15 protein-coding genes are annotated in these 15,384 nt (G+C 59.9%); 10 read left to right on the top strand and 5 right to left on the bottom strand.

What is annotated here, in order from left to right; genetic code table 11:
- Positions 1-207 precede the first annotated feature (207 nt).
- Positions 208-1,062, top strand: coding sequence for a D-hexose-6-phosphate mutarotase (locus KJF94_RS19955; RefSeq protein ID WP_214378141.1), 855 nt, complete (start codon positions 208-210; stop codon positions 1,060-1,062).
- Between the two features lie 126 nt (positions 1,063-1,188).
- Here KJF94_RS19955 and KJF94_RS19950 read toward each other — a convergent pair whose 3' ends face one another.
- Complete coding sequence (locus KJF94_RS19950) at positions 1,189-2,049, bottom strand: MurR/RpiR family transcriptional regulator (RefSeq protein ID WP_214384917.1); 861 nt, start codon at positions 2,047-2,049, stop codon at positions 1,189-1,191.
- A gap of 242 nt (positions 2,050-2,291) precedes the next feature.
- Here KJF94_RS19950 and zwf point away from each other — a divergent pair, with 242 nt between their 5' ends.
- The 4 genes from zwf to KJF94_RS19930 all read left to right on the top strand — a co-directional run bounded on the left by zwf (position 2,292) and on the right by KJF94_RS19930 (position 6,207).
- On the top strand, positions 2,292-3,761 hold the full coding sequence (gene zwf / locus KJF94_RS19945) for a glucose-6-phosphate dehydrogenase (protein ID WP_214378139.1): 1,470 nt from the start codon (positions 2,292-2,294) through the stop codon (positions 3,759-3,761).
- Positions 3,748-4,461, top strand: a complete 714-nt coding sequence (gene pgl / locus KJF94_RS19940; protein ID WP_214378137.1) for a 6-phosphogluconolactonase — start codon at positions 3,748-3,750, stop codon at positions 4,459-4,461. The genes zwf and pgl overlap by 14 nt, the downstream gene beginning before the upstream one ends.
- Before the next feature lie 17 nt (positions 4,462-4,478).
- Complete coding sequence (locus KJF94_RS19935; protein WP_214378135.1) at positions 4,479-5,144, top strand: bifunctional 4-hydroxy-2-oxoglutarate aldolase/2-dehydro-3-deoxy-phosphogluconate aldolase; 666 nt, start codon at positions 4,479-4,481, stop codon at positions 5,142-5,144.
- A 337-nt stretch (positions 5,145-5,481) separates the two neighbouring features.
- On the top strand, positions 5,482-6,207 hold the full coding sequence (locus KJF94_RS19930) for an intradiol ring-cleavage dioxygenase (RefSeq protein WP_214378133.1): 726 nt from the start codon (positions 5,482-5,484) through the stop codon (positions 6,205-6,207).
- A 2-nt stretch (positions 6,208-6,209) separates the two neighbouring features.
- Here KJF94_RS19930 and KJF94_RS19925 read toward each other — a convergent pair whose 3' ends face one another.
- Both KJF94_RS19925 and KJF94_RS19920 read right to left on the bottom strand, forming a co-directional pair.
- Positions 6,210-7,391: an aminotransferase class V-fold PLP-dependent enzyme gene (locus KJF94_RS19925; RefSeq protein ID WP_214378131.1), complete on the bottom strand. Its 1,182-nt coding sequence runs from the start codon at positions 7,389-7,391 to the stop codon at positions 6,210-6,212.
- A gap of 9 nt (positions 7,392-7,400) precedes the next feature.
- Positions 7,401-7,637, bottom strand: a complete 237-nt coding sequence (locus tag KJF94_RS19920; protein WP_007949456.1) for a DUF3820 family protein — start codon at positions 7,635-7,637, stop codon at positions 7,401-7,403.
- A gap of 203 nt (positions 7,638-7,840) precedes the next feature.
- Here KJF94_RS19920 and KJF94_RS19915 point away from each other — a divergent pair, with 203 nt between their 5' ends.
- The 4 genes from KJF94_RS19915 (at position 7,841) to KJF94_RS19900 (ending at position 11,514) form a co-directional block, all read left to right on the top strand.
- Positions 7,841-8,308: a ferritin-like domain-containing protein gene (locus KJF94_RS19915; protein ID WP_214378129.1), complete on the top strand. Its 468-nt coding sequence runs from the start codon at positions 7,841-7,843 to the stop codon at positions 8,306-8,308.
- 156 nt (positions 8,309-8,464) lie between these two features.
- The gene (locus KJF94_RS19910) at positions 8,465-10,453 is read left to right on the top strand and encodes an FUSC family protein (RefSeq protein ID WP_214378127.1); all 1,989 of its coding nucleotides are present in this window, start codon (positions 8,465-8,467) and stop codon (positions 10,451-10,453) included.
- Positions 10,440-10,646 (top strand): DUF1656 domain-containing protein, encoded by a 207-nt coding sequence (locus KJF94_RS19905; RefSeq protein ID WP_017340419.1) that lies wholly within the window; start codon positions 10,440-10,442, stop codon positions 10,644-10,646. The genes KJF94_RS19910 and KJF94_RS19905 overlap by 14 nt, the downstream gene beginning before the upstream one ends.
- Before the next feature lie 10 nt (positions 10,647-10,656).
- Positions 10,657-11,514, top strand: coding sequence for an efflux RND transporter periplasmic adaptor subunit (locus tag KJF94_RS19900; RefSeq protein WP_214378125.1), 858 nt, complete (start codon positions 10,657-10,659; stop codon positions 11,512-11,514).
- Between the two features lie 153 nt (positions 11,515-11,667).
- Here KJF94_RS19900 and KJF94_RS19895 read toward each other — a convergent pair whose 3' ends face one another.
- Both KJF94_RS19895 and KJF94_RS19890 read right to left on the bottom strand, forming a co-directional pair.
- Positions 11,668-12,138 (bottom strand): MaoC family dehydratase, encoded by a 471-nt coding sequence (locus tag KJF94_RS19895; RefSeq protein WP_046049496.1) that lies wholly within the window; start codon positions 12,136-12,138, stop codon positions 11,668-11,670.
- Between the two features lie 40 nt (positions 12,139-12,178).
- Positions 12,179-13,123 (bottom strand): alpha/beta hydrolase, encoded by a 945-nt coding sequence (locus KJF94_RS19890; RefSeq protein ID WP_214378123.1) that lies wholly within the window; start codon positions 13,121-13,123, stop codon positions 12,179-12,181.
- A gap of 227 nt (positions 13,124-13,350) precedes the next feature.
- On the opposite strand from KJF94_RS19890, the gene fadD2 reads away from it, so the two are divergent.
- Positions 13,351-15,039: a long-chain-fatty-acid--CoA ligase FadD2 gene (gene fadD2, locus KJF94_RS19885; RefSeq protein WP_214378121.1), complete on the top strand. Its 1,689-nt coding sequence runs from the start codon at positions 13,351-13,353 to the stop codon at positions 15,037-15,039.
- Positions 15,040-15,384 lie beyond the last annotated feature (345 nt).

Raw genomic sequence — 15,384 nt, 5'->3', positions numbered from 1 at the left:
ATGTCATGTCTGGCGCAATTGTGGCGAGGGAGCTTGCTCCCGCTGGGCTGCGTAGCGGCCCCAAACCCAACCACTACAGTATTTCAGGTAAACCGCGTTCACCGGGTTTACGACTGCTTCGCAGTCGAGCGGGAGCAAGCTCCCTCGCCACAGTAAGTTTGCTAGTAAGGCGTATGAGTACACCCATGATTTTCAGGACCGTGGCACATGCATGAGCATCCGCTACAACGCTTCTTCAAATCCTTGCGCGAACGTCCAGTGTTCGCGTGGGAGCGCTATCAGATGCGCGACGTGCTGGTGATCGATCATCCTCTGTGTCAGGCGGTGTTCAGTCGGCAGGGCGCGCAATTGCTGCACTTCCAGCCCAAAGGGCAGAAACCCTGGCTTTGGTGCGCGGCGAAGTGGCCGCATGTTGGCGCGATTCGCGGCGGCGTGCCGGTGTGTTGGCCGTGGTATGGCCGGCATCCGAGCGAAAACGCGTGGCCATCCCATGGCTGGGCGCGGTTGCTGGACTGGAAACTGCTCGACAGCAGCCATGACGAAGAGGGCGTGCACCTGCACTGGCAACTGCAGTTGTGTGACTGGCAAGTGGACCTGCATGCCCACCTTGGCGAACGCATGGAATTGCGCTTGAGCACCGAGCATCAAGACAGCCTGCCGTGCCAATTGAGTCAGGCCTTGCATGCCTATTGGCGTATCGGTGACGTCGGCGAGGTAGCGCTGTCTGGGCTCGACGGTGCGCAAGGTTATGACCAGTTGAACCGCCAGGCTTGCCAGCAGCAAGGCGAGTTGCGTGTCGAGGGTGGCTGTCAGCGGGTGTTCCAGCATGACGGCGAATTGCAGCTCAAGGATCACGCCTGGCAGCGGGAATTGTGTATCGATACCGGGGATGATGCGGACACGGTGGTCTGGCATCCGGGGACGCGGCCGCTATTGGGCGTCAGTTGGAACGAGATATCCGAATTTGTCTGTGTGGAAGCGGCGAGCGGCGGGACCGATAGCCTGAGCCTGGCGCCGGGGCAGAAGGCGCATTTGAGTTTGCAGGCGCGGGTGGGGGTTTAGGCCAAGATCTTCAGTGTTGCGCCCGACCTCATCGCGAGCAGGCTCGCTCCCACATTTGGAATGCATTCTCCTGTGGGAGCGAGCCTGCTCGCGATGAGGTCATGACAGTCGATGGAGGTACTGGCCTCAGTTGAACTCATCCCCAACCGGATACCGGCTCGCATTCAGACTCTCTTTGATCTTGCGCAAATGCGGCTGGAAATCCACACCACGACGCAACGTCATGCCAGTCGCCAGCACATCCAGCACGGTCAACTGAATGATCCGCGAAGTCATCGGCATGTAGATGTCGGTGTCTTCCGGCAGCGGAATGTTCAGGCTCAAGGTACTGGCCTTGGCCAGCGGCGAGCCTTCGGCTGTCAGCCCAAGCACCGACGCACCGTTTTCCCGGGCGATACGCGCCACTTCCACCAGCTCGCGGGTGCGGCCGGTGTAGGAAATGATCACGAACAACTCGCCGGTGTGGGCCACCGAAGCAATCATCCGTTGCATCAGCACATCGGCATGGGCGGTGACGGCGAGGTTGAAGCGGAAGAATTTGTGCTGCGCATCCAGTGCCACCGGGGCTGATGCGCCGAGGCCGAAGAAGTGGATCTGCCGGGCCTGAATCAACAGGTCGACAGCGCGGCTGATCAGGCTCGGGTCCAGGGCCTGCAAGGCACTGTCCAATGACGCGATGGCGCTGCCGAAAATCTTCTTGGTATAGGCTTCCGGATTGTCGTCAGCCTCGACCGCACGGCTGACATACGCCGCGCCACTGGCCAGGCTCTGGGCCAGCTGAAGTTTGAGTTCCGGGTAGCCGCTGACGCCGAACGAACGGCAGAAACGGTTCACTGTCGGTTCGCTGACCTTGGAGGCCTGGGCGAGGGCGGCGATGCTGAACCGGGTGGCCTGCTGTGGGTTGAGCAGGATCACTTCGGCGACTTTGCGTTCCGCCTTGTTCAGGTCTTCAAGGCGATTCTGGATCTGTTCCAGTAAATTTCGCACGCGGTCCATATGGTTTCCTAGGTTCGCCTACAAGAGTGCTCTGCAATGCAAATAAGGGTGTTGCTATGCAAATTGGGCCTTTGATGCGGCCCCAAGCGGTGGCCTATCCTACTGATGGCTCCGACCGACCACCACTCGGAATCTGTATTTTGCGAAAATGTTGTGGTTATTACTACATTTTCTCTTGAGCGATGCCTTGAAAAAAGGTATTTGTAGCTTAACTTGATAAAAGAACAAACATCATGCCTTCGATTACGGTTGAACCGTGCACCTTTGCCTTGTTCGGCGCCCTGGGCGATCTGGCCCTGCGCAAGCTGTTTCCTGCCCTCTATCAACTCGATGGCGCAGGCCTGCTGCACGAGGAGACGCGCATCATCGCGCTGGCCCGTGAGCCCGGCAACGAGCAGGAGCACCTGGCGTTCATCGCTTCCGAGCTGCGCCGCTACGTCGGCGCCAAAGAGCTGGACGAAGCGGTGGTCGAACGCTTTCTGGCCCGACTGAGCTATCTGCACGTCGATTTCCTCAAATCCGAGGACTATGTGGCCCTGGCCGAATTGGCCGGCAGCGCCCAGCGAGTGATCGCCTACTTCGCCACGCCAGCCGCCGTTTATGGTGCGATCTGCGAGAACCTGGCGAAAGTCGGCCTGGCTGAAAACACCCGCGTGGTACTGGAAAAGCCGATCGGTTCGGACCTCGAATCCTCGCGCAAGGTCAACGACGCCGTGGCGCAGTTCTTCCCGGAGAACCGCACCTACCGCATCGACCACTACCTGGGCAAAGAGACCGTTCAAAACCTCATCGCCCTGCGTTTTGCCAACAGCCTGTTCGAAACCCAGTGGAACCAGAATTACATTTCCCACGTGGAAATCACCGTGGCCGAGAAGGTCGGGATCGAAGGTCGCTGGGGCTACTTCGACAAGGCCGGTCAGCTGCGGGACATGATCCAGAATCACCTGCTGCAGCTGCTCTGCCTGATCGCCATGGACCCGCCGGCCGACCTGTCCGCCGACAGCATTCGCGACGAGAAAGTCAAAGTGCTCAAGGCGCTGGCGCCAATCAGTCCGGAAGGCCTGACCACCCAAGTGGTGCGCGGCCAATACATCGCCGGTTACAGCGAAGGCAAACCGGTGCCGGGCTACCTGGAAGAACCGAATTCCAACACCCAGAGCGACACCGAAACCTTCGTCGCCCTGCGTGCCGACATCCGCAACTGGCGTTGGGCCGGCGTGCCGTTTTACCTGCGCACCGGCAAGCGCATGCCGCAGAAACTGTCGCAGATCGTCATCCACTTCAAGGAACCGTCGCACTACATCTTCGCCCCCGAGCAGCGCCTGCAAATCAGCAACAAGCTGATTATCCGCCTGCAACCGGACGAAGGCATTTCCTTGCGTGTGATGACCAAAGAACAAGGCCTGGACAAGGGCATGCAGCTGCGCAGCGGTCCGTTGCAGCTGAATTTTTCCGACACCTGGCGCAGCGCTCGGATTCCCGATGCCTACGAGCGGTTGTTGCTGGAAGTGATGCGCGGCAATCAGAACCTGTTTGTCCGTAAAGATGAAATCGAAGCCGCGTGGAAGTGGTGTGACCAGTTGATCGCCGGGTGGAAAAAATCCGGCGATGCGCCCAAGCCGTACGCGGCCGGGTCCTGGGGACCGATGAGCTCCATTGCTCTGATCACGCGGGACGGGAGGTCGTGGTATGGCGATATCTAATTTGAAACTGCCTCAGGGCGTCAGCGCCCATGAGTTCAAGAGCCCGGTGTTGCTGGCCGATGGTCTGGCGCTGCAAGTCGCCAAGCAACTGAGTGACGCCATCGACGCTCGCGGGACCGCGACGCTGGTGGTGTCAGGCGGGCGCAGCCCGGTGGTGTTTTTTCAGAACCTGGCCAAGCAGAAACTCGACTGGTCCAAGGTCGTCGTGACCCTGGCTGATGAGCGTTGGGTGCCGGTGGAACACGCCGACAGCAACGCCGGTCTGCTCAAGCGTTACCTGTTGCAAGGTCTGGCGGCCAAGGCTCAATTTCTGAGCCTCTATAGCGCCAGCGCCAACCTTGAACAAGCGGCCGAGCAAGCCGACCGTTTGCTCGCCGAATTGCCGGCTATCGACGTGCTGGTACTGGGCATGGGCGACGACGGCCACACCGCGTCGTTGTTCCCGAACAGCCCGAACCTGGCCGACGCCTTGAAATCCGACGGCAAACGTCGTTGCTACCCAATGTTGGCGCCGACCGTGCCGCATCAGCGCCTGACCATGAGTCGCGCGCTGCTGGCCTCGGCCAAACACACCGTTCTATCGATTTCCGGTCAGTCCAAGCTGACCACCCTGAGTGCCGCATTGGCCGGTGACGATGTCGCCGCCATGCCGATTCGCGCGTTTCTGCAACCTACGTTAGAGATTTACTGGTGCCCATGAGCCAAGGAACAGCCGCTATGACAACCCCATCCCCGATCGTTTCCATGGCGGACAAAGTTGCCCTGATCGATAGCCTCTGCGCCAAGGCGCGGATTCTGCCGGTGATCACCATCGCTCGCGAACAGGACGTGCTGCCGCTGGCCGACGCCCTCGCGGCCGGTGGCCTGACAGCCCTGGAAGTGACCCTGCGTTCACAGTTCGGCCTCAAGGCCATCCAGATCCTGCGCGAGCAGCGTCCGGAGCTTGTGACCGGTGCCGGCACCGTGCTCGATCGCCACATGCTGGCCGCTGCTGAGGCGGCGGGTTCGCAGTTCATTGTCACGCCGGGCATTACCCGTGATCTGCTCGAAGCCAGCGTCGACAGTCCGATTCCGCTGTTGCCGGGCATCAGCAACGCCTCGGGCATCATGGAAGGCTACGGTCTGGGCTATCGCCGCTTCAAGCTGTTCCCGGCGGAAGTCAGTGGCGGCGTCGCGGCAATCAAAGCCTTGGGCGGTCCGTTCGGCGAAGTGAAATTCTGCCCGACCGGCGGCGTCAGCCCGGCCAACATCAAAAGCTACATGGCGTTGAAAAACGTGATGTGCGTGGGCGGTAGCTGGATGCTTGATCCGGAGTGGATCAAGAACGGCGACTGGGCCCGCATTCAGGAATGCACTGCCGAGGCCTTGGCGCTGCTGGACTGATCTGCTTTTACCTGACACTTCGTTGTGTGTTCTACGGCTTTAACGGTGCGCTTGGTCGGTGCACCGTTTTTTTTTGCCTGCAAAAAACTGTAACAGTCAGTCAAGACTGACACTGAACCTGTGGCGAGGGAGCTTGCTCCCGCTGGACTGCGCAGCAGTCCCATTTTTTAGGGCCACTTCGTGGCCCAGCGGGAGCAAGCTCCCTTGCCACAGATCACCCATCGATTGCTGCGTCTCTGGCCGTCATTAGAGACAGGACATCGCGCGATACATAGTTACCGCATCTCGCCGCTCGTCCGGCGTTAACCTGCGTTCATCTTATGGAAGAGAGAACGTCATGGACGACAACACCTCGGTTACATCTGCACAACCGGCTTGCCTGCTGTCACCCGAACAGATCGCCGGCCCGTATTTTCGAAACCCGAAACTGATCAGACGAAACATCAGCGAAGGCCTCGACGGTATTCCCCTGGTGCTGAAACTGACGATCGTCGATGCGATGACCGGTCAGCCGGTCACCGGCGCCATCGTCGATATCTGGCATTGCAATGCGCGCGGTTCGTATTCGGGCTGGAGCAGGATCGACCCGGACAAGGAAGTTGACGACGGCGATATCGGCGCGATCCCGCGTACCGACGACGATACCTACCTGCGCGGCGGGCAGTTCGCGGATCAGAAAGGCATCGTGCGCTTTACCACGATCTATCCGGGTTTCTATGCAGGACGCGCGCTGCACATCCACGTCGCAGTCCGAGTCACCGCTGGCAACAACTATCTCGAAGAGCGGCATGTCGCCTGGGTTGGCCAGCTGTACTTCCCCGAAGTGGCCTCGCGCTCGGTGCTCAACACCCGGCAATACGGCGGCCGAACGGTCGCGCCACTGACCAACGATCAGGACGTTCTCTATGAAACCATGGGCGGCGAAGCCTCGACCCTGACCGTTCACACCCTCAGTCGAGACTCGAAAGAAGACGGATTTTTCGGTCAAATGACCATCGGCATCGACACGTTCGCGGCGTCATCGCAGATCAAACCGGAGGACTTCGACAAGTACACCGTGTGACGTCAGCGCAACTCGTTCAATGCGTTGCTCAGCCTATCCATCTGCGCCGCAGTGCTGGTCAGCCCCGGTGTGATGCGGATGCACGGGCCAGACGCTGCACCGCTGCGCGTCACGGTAAACAGGTTGTAGTCCTTGAGCAGCCGTTCGGCCATTGCCTGTTGATCGGCGTGCCGGGTAAAGCGCATCGCCGTGATGCCGCAATACAGTCGAGGGTCGTCCGGGGTCATGACTTCGATGCCCGGCAAATCACGCACTGCGCTGACCCAACGGTTACGCAGGTAATTGAGCCGTGCACCCTTGGCGGCCGAACCGCCCATGGCCCGATATTCCTCGAACACCAGCGGCAGGGTCAGCAACGCCGGGATGTTAGGCGTGCTGTACGGCGTGCGTGCGCGAATGTCGGTGATCGGGAAATGCATCTCGCCCATGTCCGGGTCGATGTCGGCCAGGCGGTCCGGAGCGATATACAGGAAGCCCAGGGTCAGCGGCGCACCGATCCACTTGTGCAGGTTGTAACCGGCAAACGCGACGCCGAGGTCATCGAGGTTGAATTCGATCTGGCCCAGTGCATGAGCGCCATCGAGGATCACGTCGATACCGTGTTCTTTGGCGGCAGCGACAATGGCCTTCACCGGCATCACCAGCCCGGTGCGGTGAGTGACGTGGGTCAGCGCCATCAGCTTGAGCTTTGGATAGCGCGCGAAGGTATCGCGATAAGTGGCCAGCAAACTGTCGAAACTGGCGGGGTACGCGTGATCGATCTCGATGACTTCAGCACCGCGATGACGCGCGAGCCAGCGCATGGCGCCTTTGACCGTGTCGTACTCCAGATCGCAGATCAGCACCTGATCGCCCGGTTGCAGGCGATTGTAATTGCGGATCAGCGATTGCAGAGCGTCCGACGCGTTGCGTGTGAAGGCAACGGAATCGGCCGTCACGCCTATCAGTTCCGCGAGCTGTGCAGCGATCGCAAGGCTTTCGCCCTGTTCGAAGCGCTGGCGCACATGCACCGAGTTGCTGCGGTTGATGAGTTCGATGTTGCGTTGGTATTCCTCGACCACTGTGCGCGACATGCGTCCGAAGTAACCGTTCTCGAGGTTGATCGGGCCGGGTTCGACGGCATAGCGGTCGGCAAAGGTCTGCCAAAACATTTCATCACGGGCGCGGCGGATGTTATCGGGCATGGGGACTGCTCAGTGGCGAGGGGCGGGTTTGCCATGTTTGGCGCGCAGCGGCTCAAGCAACTCCGACAGGCCGTTGTGATCGATCTCCTGCATCAGGGCCAGCAAGCCGCCCAGTTCGCCATGGGGAAAACCTTCTCGGGCGAACCAGTTCAGGTATTGGCCGGGCAGGTCGGCAATGATGCGGCCTTTGTATTTGCCGAAGGGCATTTCACGGGTAATCAGCAGTTCGAGCTTTTCAGGGTTCATCAATCAGTCGTCTTGATTCAGTCAGTCTGGAAAATACAGGCATTCTGCATGCAGGCCAATTGACAGATCATGCAAATAACGCGGATACAGATTTTCTAGATAAAACCAAGTCATTGAAATATAACAAATAAGTTATCAATTCAAAGCTGGCATGCGGGGTGCAACAGCTATTGCATCTTTCATCAACCCGTGAGGAATTGAAAATGACCGACATGAATAAAGAAGCGATCTCTGTACTCAACGACCTGATTGAAACCAGCAAAGACGGTCAGGAAGGGTTCAAGACTTGCGCTGAAGACATCAAGCATCCAGAACTGAAAACGCTGTTCATCGCCCGTTCCGCCGACTGCGCTACTGCGGCCTCGGAACTGCAAACGGCGGTGCGCTCGATGGGTGGCGATCCGGAAACTTCCACCAGCGTCAGCGGTGATCTGCACCGTCGCTGGGTCGACGTGAAAGCCATGTTCACCGGCAAGGATGAAGAAGCCGTGCTGAATGAAGCCGAACGCGGTGAAGACCATGCGTTGAAGGCTTACAAAGAAGCCATGGAAAAAATCAACAAGCACAACCTGGTGGGCATTCGTGACCTGGTTGAGCGTCAGTACCACGGCGTGCAACGCAATCACGATCAGGTAAAAGCCCTGCGTAACCAAGCTCGCGCACGCTCGTAAGCGCGCAAAGCCTGTCAAAAACGCCAGCCAGTCTGGCGTTTTTTTGTGCCCGGGTTTTAGCGCTGGACGGGGGATAGATAGCCAGCTAATAATTTGATTTCAATTCACTTCGACGAACCCGGCTATCGTTAAATCGTCCTTTGAAGAGAGCTTTACGTGCCTATCACTTTGCAGGCTTTGTTTGCGCCCGACCGCCGTGCCCTGCAGTTCGCGATCAAGACCCTGCTCGGCGGCGGCCTCGCGCTGTGGTTGGCATTGCGCTGGGGACTGGAGCAGCCGGCCTGGGCGTTGATGACGGCGTTCATCGTCGCTCAGCCGTTGTCCGGGATGGTGGTGCAAAAGGGTTTGGCGCGGCTGTTGGGGACGCTGATCGGAACGATCATGTCGGTGGTGTTCATGAGTCTGTTCGCACAGACGCCGTGGTTGTTTCTTCTGGCATTGGCGCTGTGGCTCGGGCTGTGCACGGCGAGTTCGACCTTGCTGCGCAGTGCCTGGTCCTATTCGTTTGTGCTGGCCGGTTACACGGTCGCAATCATCGCGTTGCCGGCCATTTCCCACCCGCTGACGGTGTTCGATCAAGCCGTGGCGCGCTGCACGGAAATCTGTCTGGGCATTCTCTGCGCCACCGCCGCCAGTGCGTTGCTGTGGCCAATGCGGGTTGAACGGCAACTGGCGGATCAGGCGCGAGCCGCGTGGCAGAGCGGTATGAATGCCGCACGCGCAACATTGTCCGGCGACAGTCAGGCGCGCAAGGGCCTGCTGGAAATCCTCGGCCGAATCGTCGCGGTGGATGCCCAGCGCGAGCACGCCTGGTTCGAAGGCGGACTCGGCCGGCAACGTGCGCGGGCCATCAGCGGACTGAGCCAGAAACTGTTGATGCTGCTGCGCATCGCCCGTTCGGTGCGCCGTCAATGGAAGCAGTTGGAACCGCAGGAAGCCGAACGGTTGAGGCCGTGGATGACCGAGGTTCAGGAAGCGCTCGCCAGCCCGGATACCGCGACGCTGCAAGCCTTGCGACCGCGCTTGCTCGACGCGTCCCATGATCCACAGATCAGTTCCGCGCAGAGTTACTGCCTGGTCCGTTTCACGTTGCTGATGGATACCGCGATGGCGGCGAACGCGGCATTGAATGCGGTGGAGGAGGGCAAGGAAACGGTTGATCCTCCGCGCACCCTGACGCCGCACCGCGACCTCTCATTGGCGCTGGTGTTCGGGGCGCGCAGTGCCCTGGCGTTTCTGGTGGTGTCGTGTTTCTGGCTGGCAACGGCCTGGCCCGCCGCCTCAGGCGCATTGGTGCTGACCTGCGTGGTGTGCAGCCTGTTCGCCAGTCGTGAGAATGGCGCTCAGATCGGCATGAGTTTCATGCGCGGGATTTTTCTGGCGATCCCGGCGGCGTTTATCGTCGGGCAGATTCTGCTGCCGCAATGGAGCGGTTTCGAGTTGCTCTGCATGGGCATGGGCGTGCCGCTGTTTCTGGGCGCGCTGGGCATGGCCAAGCCGCAGATCGGCGCCACGGCCACTTCGTTCTGCCTGCACTTCATTGTGCTGGTCTCGCCGCTCAATGCGATGAAGTTCGACGTCGCGACGTTCTTCAACAGCGCTCAGGCCATGGTGGTCGGCGTCGGTGCTGCGGTGTTGGCGTTTCACTTGCTAATCCTGCGCAACCCGGCCTGGCACGGGCGACGTCTGCTGGCAGCGACCCTCGACGATCTCGTGCGTTTGACCCGGCGCAATTTACCTGGCGCTGAAAGCTGGTTCGGCGGGCGCATGGCCGACCGTTTGTTGCAACTGGCGCGGTACTATCCGGAGCTGCCGGAGCCGGCGCGCAGTCGCTGGGATGACGGTTTGCTCGGTCTGGACATCGGCGATGAACTGCTGCATTTGCGCTTGAGCCTGGCGGTGGCGCAGGTGCTGGTCAGTGCGCCGCAGCGTCGCTATCTTGAGGCGCTGGAAAAAGTCCTCGAACAAGGCCCGAGCGGTGGTTGTGCCGACGCCCTGGAACAGCCCAGCGAAGAATTCTTGAACACCTTGTACGCGTTGCCGCCCAGCGATGCCGTGAAACTGGCCCAGGGCGCCGTGCTGCAATTGCAGAACAGCTGGCGCGCGTGGTGCCGTCAACAGGAGCAAAGCCATGGGCTTGCGTGAATGGTCGGTGGGCGGCGTGCTGCTCAGTCCGTTTCTGATTTATGTGCTGTTGGCGCTGCTCGTCACCGGGGCCTTGCGCCTGCTGTTGCGCCTGACCCCGGCCGGTCGCTGGATCTGGCACGAAGCGTTATTCGATTGCGCCTTGTACGTCTGTGTATTGACCCTGATCACCGTCGTCCTCGGACCTTTATAAGGAGTTGAACATGCGTACATCCGTACGTGTCGCGGTCACCCTGTGCCTGGTGGCGATGGCGATTTTTGCCGGTTTCCATTTGTGGCAGTACTACATGCTCACGCCGTGGACGCGGGATGCGCGGATTCGCGCCGATGTGGTGGTGATCGCCCCGGATGTGTCGGGCTGGGTGCGTGAACTCAAGGCGTTCGATAACCAGCCGGTGAAGGCCGGCGACCTGTTGCTGAGCATTGACCGCGACCGGTTCGAAGCCGCGCTGGAGAAGGCGCAAGCGGTGGTGCAAACCCGTCAGCAGCAACTCAATCTGCGTGAGCGCGAAGCCAGTCGCCGCGCGGCCCTCGGCCCGCAGGCGATCAGTGCCGAGCTGCGTGAGAACGCGCAAATCAACGCCGGCATCGCCCGTGGTGAACTGCGCGAAGCCCAGGCCGAAGCCAAGGTAGCTGAACTCAACCTCGCCCGAAGCCAGGTTCATGCGCCACGCAGCGGCCACATCACTAACTTGCGTCTGGCCCAAGGCAATTACGTGAATGCCGGGCAAGCGGTGATGGCGCTGATCGATGATTCGACGTTTTATGTGCAGGCGTATTTCGAAGAAACCAAACTGCCGCGGATTCGCGTCGGCGATCCGGTGAAGGTTTGGTTGATGAGTGCGGGCGAGGCGCTGCAAGGGCATGTGGAAAGTGTCAGCCGCGGGATTACCGATCGCAACACCACGCCGGATGGGCAGTTGCTGGCGGAGGTGGAGCCGACATTCAACTGGGTGAGACTGGCGCAGCGGATTCCGGTGCGGATCAAACTGGACGAGGTGCCCGAGGGGATCAATTTGAGTTCGGGGATGACGGCGAGTGTGCAGGTGCAGGAGCGGTAGAAGTCCCTGTGGCGAGGGGGCTTGCTCCCGCTCGGCTGCGAAGCAGTCGTAAACCCTGCCACCGCGGTTATTCAGATTAACCGCGGTGTCGGATTTTGGGGGCTCTGCGCACCCCAGCGGGAGCAAGCTCCCTCGCCACAGGGGAGCGGCGCTTCAGCCGATACTGATCGCCGGCAGCTTAGGCAACGTCACGGTCTGCTGCTTGCGCGGCGCCAGAATCTCCGCCTCGCCATCCACCACCAACTCATCACGCTGGTTGAACACGCGCGTGGCGATGCGCACACGAAACTTCGGCAGCTTCTCCAGTATCTCCAGACGCACGGTCAGCGTGTCGCCAATTTTCACCGGCTTTTGAAAGCTCATCTGCTGACCGATATAAATGGTGCCCGGCCCAGGCAACTCGCAGGCAACGGCTGCGCTGATCAGTGCACCGCTGAACATGCCGTGAGCGATACGTTCCTTGAACATGGTGCCAGCGGCGAATTCAGCGTCCAGGTGCACCGGGTTGTGGTCACCGGACATCGCGGCGAACAGTTGAATGTCGCGCTCTTCGACCGTCTTGCTGTAGCTGGCGGTCTGCCCGACTTCAAGGGCTTCGTAAGGGGTGTTGGTAACCTGGGTCATCGGTTTCAATTCCTGTGACAAATAAAAAAACCACAAAAAACTATTCGGATCGGGGTGGGCGGCGGTGGCTCAGGGCTTGCGCGATCCAGCTCAGCACATCGGCCGTCACTTCATCGCGATTGCTCTCGTTGAACAGTTCGTGCCGCGCCTGCGGGTAAATCGTCAGTTGCAGGCTCTGGCTGCCAGCGGCACGTAGTGCATCGGCCAGATCTTTCAGACGCTTGCCTTCACTCACCGGATCACATTCGCCGCCAATCACCAGCAGCGGCAGGCCCGGATCGATCTGGGCGAGATTGGACGCTTTGCTGATTTGCTGCAAGCCGCCAAGCAAATCGATCCAGAACTGATTGGTGCAGCGAAAGCCGCAGAGCGGGTCGTTGGCGTACTTGTCGACTTCGGCCGGGTCGCGGCTGAGCCAGTCGAACGAGGTGCGCACCGGTTTGAACTTCTTGTTGAACGAGCCGAACGACAGCCATTCGATCAGCGCGCTGCGCCCCTTCGGCCCCTGGCGCAAGCGTTCGAGCCGGGCGATTTGCCGGGCTGCGCGATAAAGCGCCACGGGTTGAAAATTCGAACCACTGAGCACTGCGCCATACAGGCTGGCGCTGTGATGCAGCAGATAGGCCTGAGCGATGTAACTGCCCATGCTGTGGCCGAGCAGCACGATCGGCACGCCGGGATGTTGCTGACCGATGTGCTGATTGAGGCTGGCCAGATCACCAACCACCTTGCACCAGCCATCGTCATCGGCGAAATGACCGAGTGTCCCGTTTTCGGCAGTTTTGCCATGTCCACGCAAGTCAGGTGCGTAGACGCCGTAGCCCTGTTCACAGCATTTTTCGGCCAGACGGGCATAGCGATCACTGTGCTCGGCCATGCCGTGGGCCACCAGAATCACCGCTTTCAACGGCGCGGCGGGCAGCCACTGGTTGACGAAGAGGCGGCTGCGGTCACTCGCGGTCAGCCAGAAGGTGTCGTGGATCATGGCGATTCCTTTGCATGGGCTCGGTGCATTGTATAGCGCATCCATCGCCGGGCGTCTGATCAGGCCACGCCACGGCACCAAGATTCACACGATCAATGACGGACGTTGGCATATTTGCCTGTTTCGTCATAGCTGCTAGTGTCCGTGAAGCTCCGCTTTTTGCTTTCTGTTTTTCAGACAGCGCAGAGAGTGGCCCCGGATAGGTTCAGGTAAAGAGGACAAGAACAATGCAACCTGATTTCTGGAATGACAAACGCCCGGCCGGCGTACCCCTGGACATCGATCGAGGGGCTTACAAGTCGGTGATCGAGGTGTTCGAGCGCTCCTGCAAAAAATTTGCGGACCGCCCGGCCTTCAGCAACATGGGCGTGACCCTGACCTACGCCGAACTGGAACGCTACAGCGCCGCGTTCGCCGGTTACCTGCAAGCCCACACCGACCTGGTGCCGGGGGATCGCATCGCGGTGCAGATGCCCAACGTCCTGCAATACCCGATTGCCGTGTTTGGTGCGTTGCGCGCCGGGCTGATCGTGGTCAACACCAACCCGCTGTACACCGCGCGGGAGATGCGTCATCAGTTCAAGGATTCTGGTGCCCGGGCGCTGGTCTACCTGAACATGTTCGGGCAGAAGGTCCAGGAAGTGCTGCCCGACACCGACCTGCAGTACTTGATCGAAGCAAAGATGGGCGACATGATGCCCACCGCCAAGGGCTGGCTGGTCAACACCCTGGTGCGCAAGGTCAAGAAAATGGTCCCGGACTATTCCTTGCCGCAAGCCGTTTCCTTCAAGAGCGCGTTGCGCCTGGGCCGGGGTCTGGGCATCAAGCCGCTGAACGCCGGTCTCAACGATATCGCCGTGCTGCAATACACCGGCGGCACCACCGGCCTGGCCAAGGGCGCGATGCTGACCCACGGCAACCTGGTGGCGAACATGCAGCAGGCGCGAGCGTGCCTGGGGCAGTTCGGCAACGATGGCCAGCCCCTGCTGCGCGAAGGCCAGGAGGTGATGATCGCGCCGCTGCCGCTGTATCACATCTATGCCTTCACCGCGAATTGCATGTGCATGATGGTGACCGGCAATCACAACGTGCTGATCACCAATCCACGGGACATTGGCGGTTTCATCAAGGAACTGAAGAACTGGCGGTTCTCGGCACTGCTCGGGCTTAACACGCTGTTCGTTGCGTTGATGGACCATCCGGATTTCAAGACCCTGGATTTCTCCAGCCTCAAACTGACCAACTCCGGCGGCACTGCGCTGGTCAAGGCCACCGCCGAGCGCTGGGAGCAACTGACCGGTTGCCGCATCACCGAAGGCTACGGCCTGACCGAAACCTCGCCGGTGGCGTGCACCAACCCCTACGGCAACAAATCGCGAATCGGCACGGTCGGCCTGCCGGTGCCGGGCACCGCGCTGAAAGTCATCAACGATGAAGGCATCGAGCAGCCGATGGGCGAGCGCGGCGAGTTGTGCATCAAGGGCCCGCAGATCATGAAGGGCTATTGGCAGAAACCCGAAGCCACCGCCGAAGTGCTGGATGCCGAAGGCTGGTTCAAGTCCGGCGACATCGCGGTGATCGACCCGGACGGTTTTGTGCGCATCGTCGATCGCAAGAAAGACATGATCATCGTCTCGGGTTTCAACGTGTACCCGAACGAGATCGAAGACGTGGTGATGGCTCACCCGAAAGTCGCCAACTGCGCAGTCATCGGCGTGCCGGACGAACGTTCGGGCGAGGCGGTGAAGCTGTTTGTTGTGGCGCGTGAGTCGGGGGTCAGCCTTGAAGAGCTGAAGGCCTACTGCAAGGAAAACTTCACGGCGTACAAAGTGCCCAAGCACATTGTGCTGCGTGAGTCGTTGCCGATGACGCCGGTGGGCAAGATTCTGCGGCGGGAGTTGCGGGACATTGCCTGATCGGTGAATGGCCGCACTTTGCGCGGTTCGCGGGCAAGCCTCGCTCCTACAGGTTTTAGGTGCTCACACATGTGTGATCGACACTAACCTTGTAGGAGCGAGGCTTGCCCGCGAAGCTTTTAAGGGCCAGAAGGCCCGATTTTAGAGGCCTGCAGGACCTGTATAGAATCTTTGCTCTAAAATGACTGCTTGTAATTCTTGAGTCATAAATGTGACTTTGTAGGACACTTTTGGCTCTAGTAGGCCCTTTGCAAAGCTGCTACTCTCGGCGCGTTTTGTGACATCTAGGCCTTCTGTAAAGCCAGACTCACCAACAATCAAACACCAATAATAATCGCATCAAAT

The sequence above is a fragment of the Pseudomonas hormoni genome (assembly GCF_018502625.1).
Taxonomy (GTDB): Bacteria; Pseudomonadota; Gammaproteobacteria; order Pseudomonadales; family Pseudomonadaceae; genus Aquipseudomonas; species Aquipseudomonas hormoni.
This window is presented reverse-complemented; position numbering and strand designations above follow the sequence as displayed.

Coding starts and splice junctions, on each gene's coding strand:
- pgl (WP_214378137.1), top strand. CDS start 3,748: ATGGCGATATCTAATTTGAAACTGCCTCAGGGCGTCAGCGCCCATGAG.
- KJF94_RS19925 (WP_214378131.1), bottom strand. CDS start 7,391: ATGCCCGATAACATCCGCCGCGCCCGTGATGAAATGTTTTGGCAGACC.
- KJF94_RS19955 (WP_214378141.1), top strand. CDS start 208: ATGCATGAGCATCCGCTACAACGCTTCTTCAAATCCTTGCGCGAACGT.
- KJF94_RS19890 (WP_214378123.1), bottom strand. CDS start 13,123: ATGATCCACGACACCTTCTGGCTGACCGCGAGTGACCGCAGCCGCCTC.
- KJF94_RS19930 (WP_214378133.1), top strand. CDS start 5,482: ATGGACGACAACACCTCGGTTACATCTGCACAACCGGCTTGCCTGCTG.
- KJF94_RS19935 (WP_214378135.1), top strand. CDS start 4,479: ATGACAACCCCATCCCCGATCGTTTCCATGGCGGACAAAGTTGCCCTG.
- KJF94_RS19915 (WP_214378129.1), top strand. CDS start 7,841: ATGACCGACATGAATAAAGAAGCGATCTCTGTACTCAACGACCTGATT.
- zwf (WP_214378139.1), top strand. CDS start 2,292: ATGCCTTCGATTACGGTTGAACCGTGCACCTTTGCCTTGTTCGGCGCC.
- KJF94_RS19905 (WP_017340419.1), top strand. CDS start 10,440: ATGGGCTTGCGTGAATGGTCGGTGGGCGGCGTGCTGCTCAGTCCGTTT.
- KJF94_RS19900 (WP_214378125.1), top strand. CDS start 10,657: ATGCGTACATCCGTACGTGTCGCGGTCACCCTGTGCCTGGTGGCGATG.
- KJF94_RS19895 (WP_046049496.1), bottom strand. CDS start 12,138: ATGACCCAGGTTACCAACACCCCTTACGAAGCCCTTGAAGTCGGGCAG.
- fadD2 (WP_214378121.1), top strand. CDS start 13,351: ATGCAACCTGATTTCTGGAATGACAAACGCCCGGCCGGCGTACCCCTG.
- KJF94_RS19920 (WP_007949456.1), bottom strand. CDS start 7,637: ATGAACCCTGAAAAGCTCGAACTGCTGATTACCCGTGAAATGCCCTTC.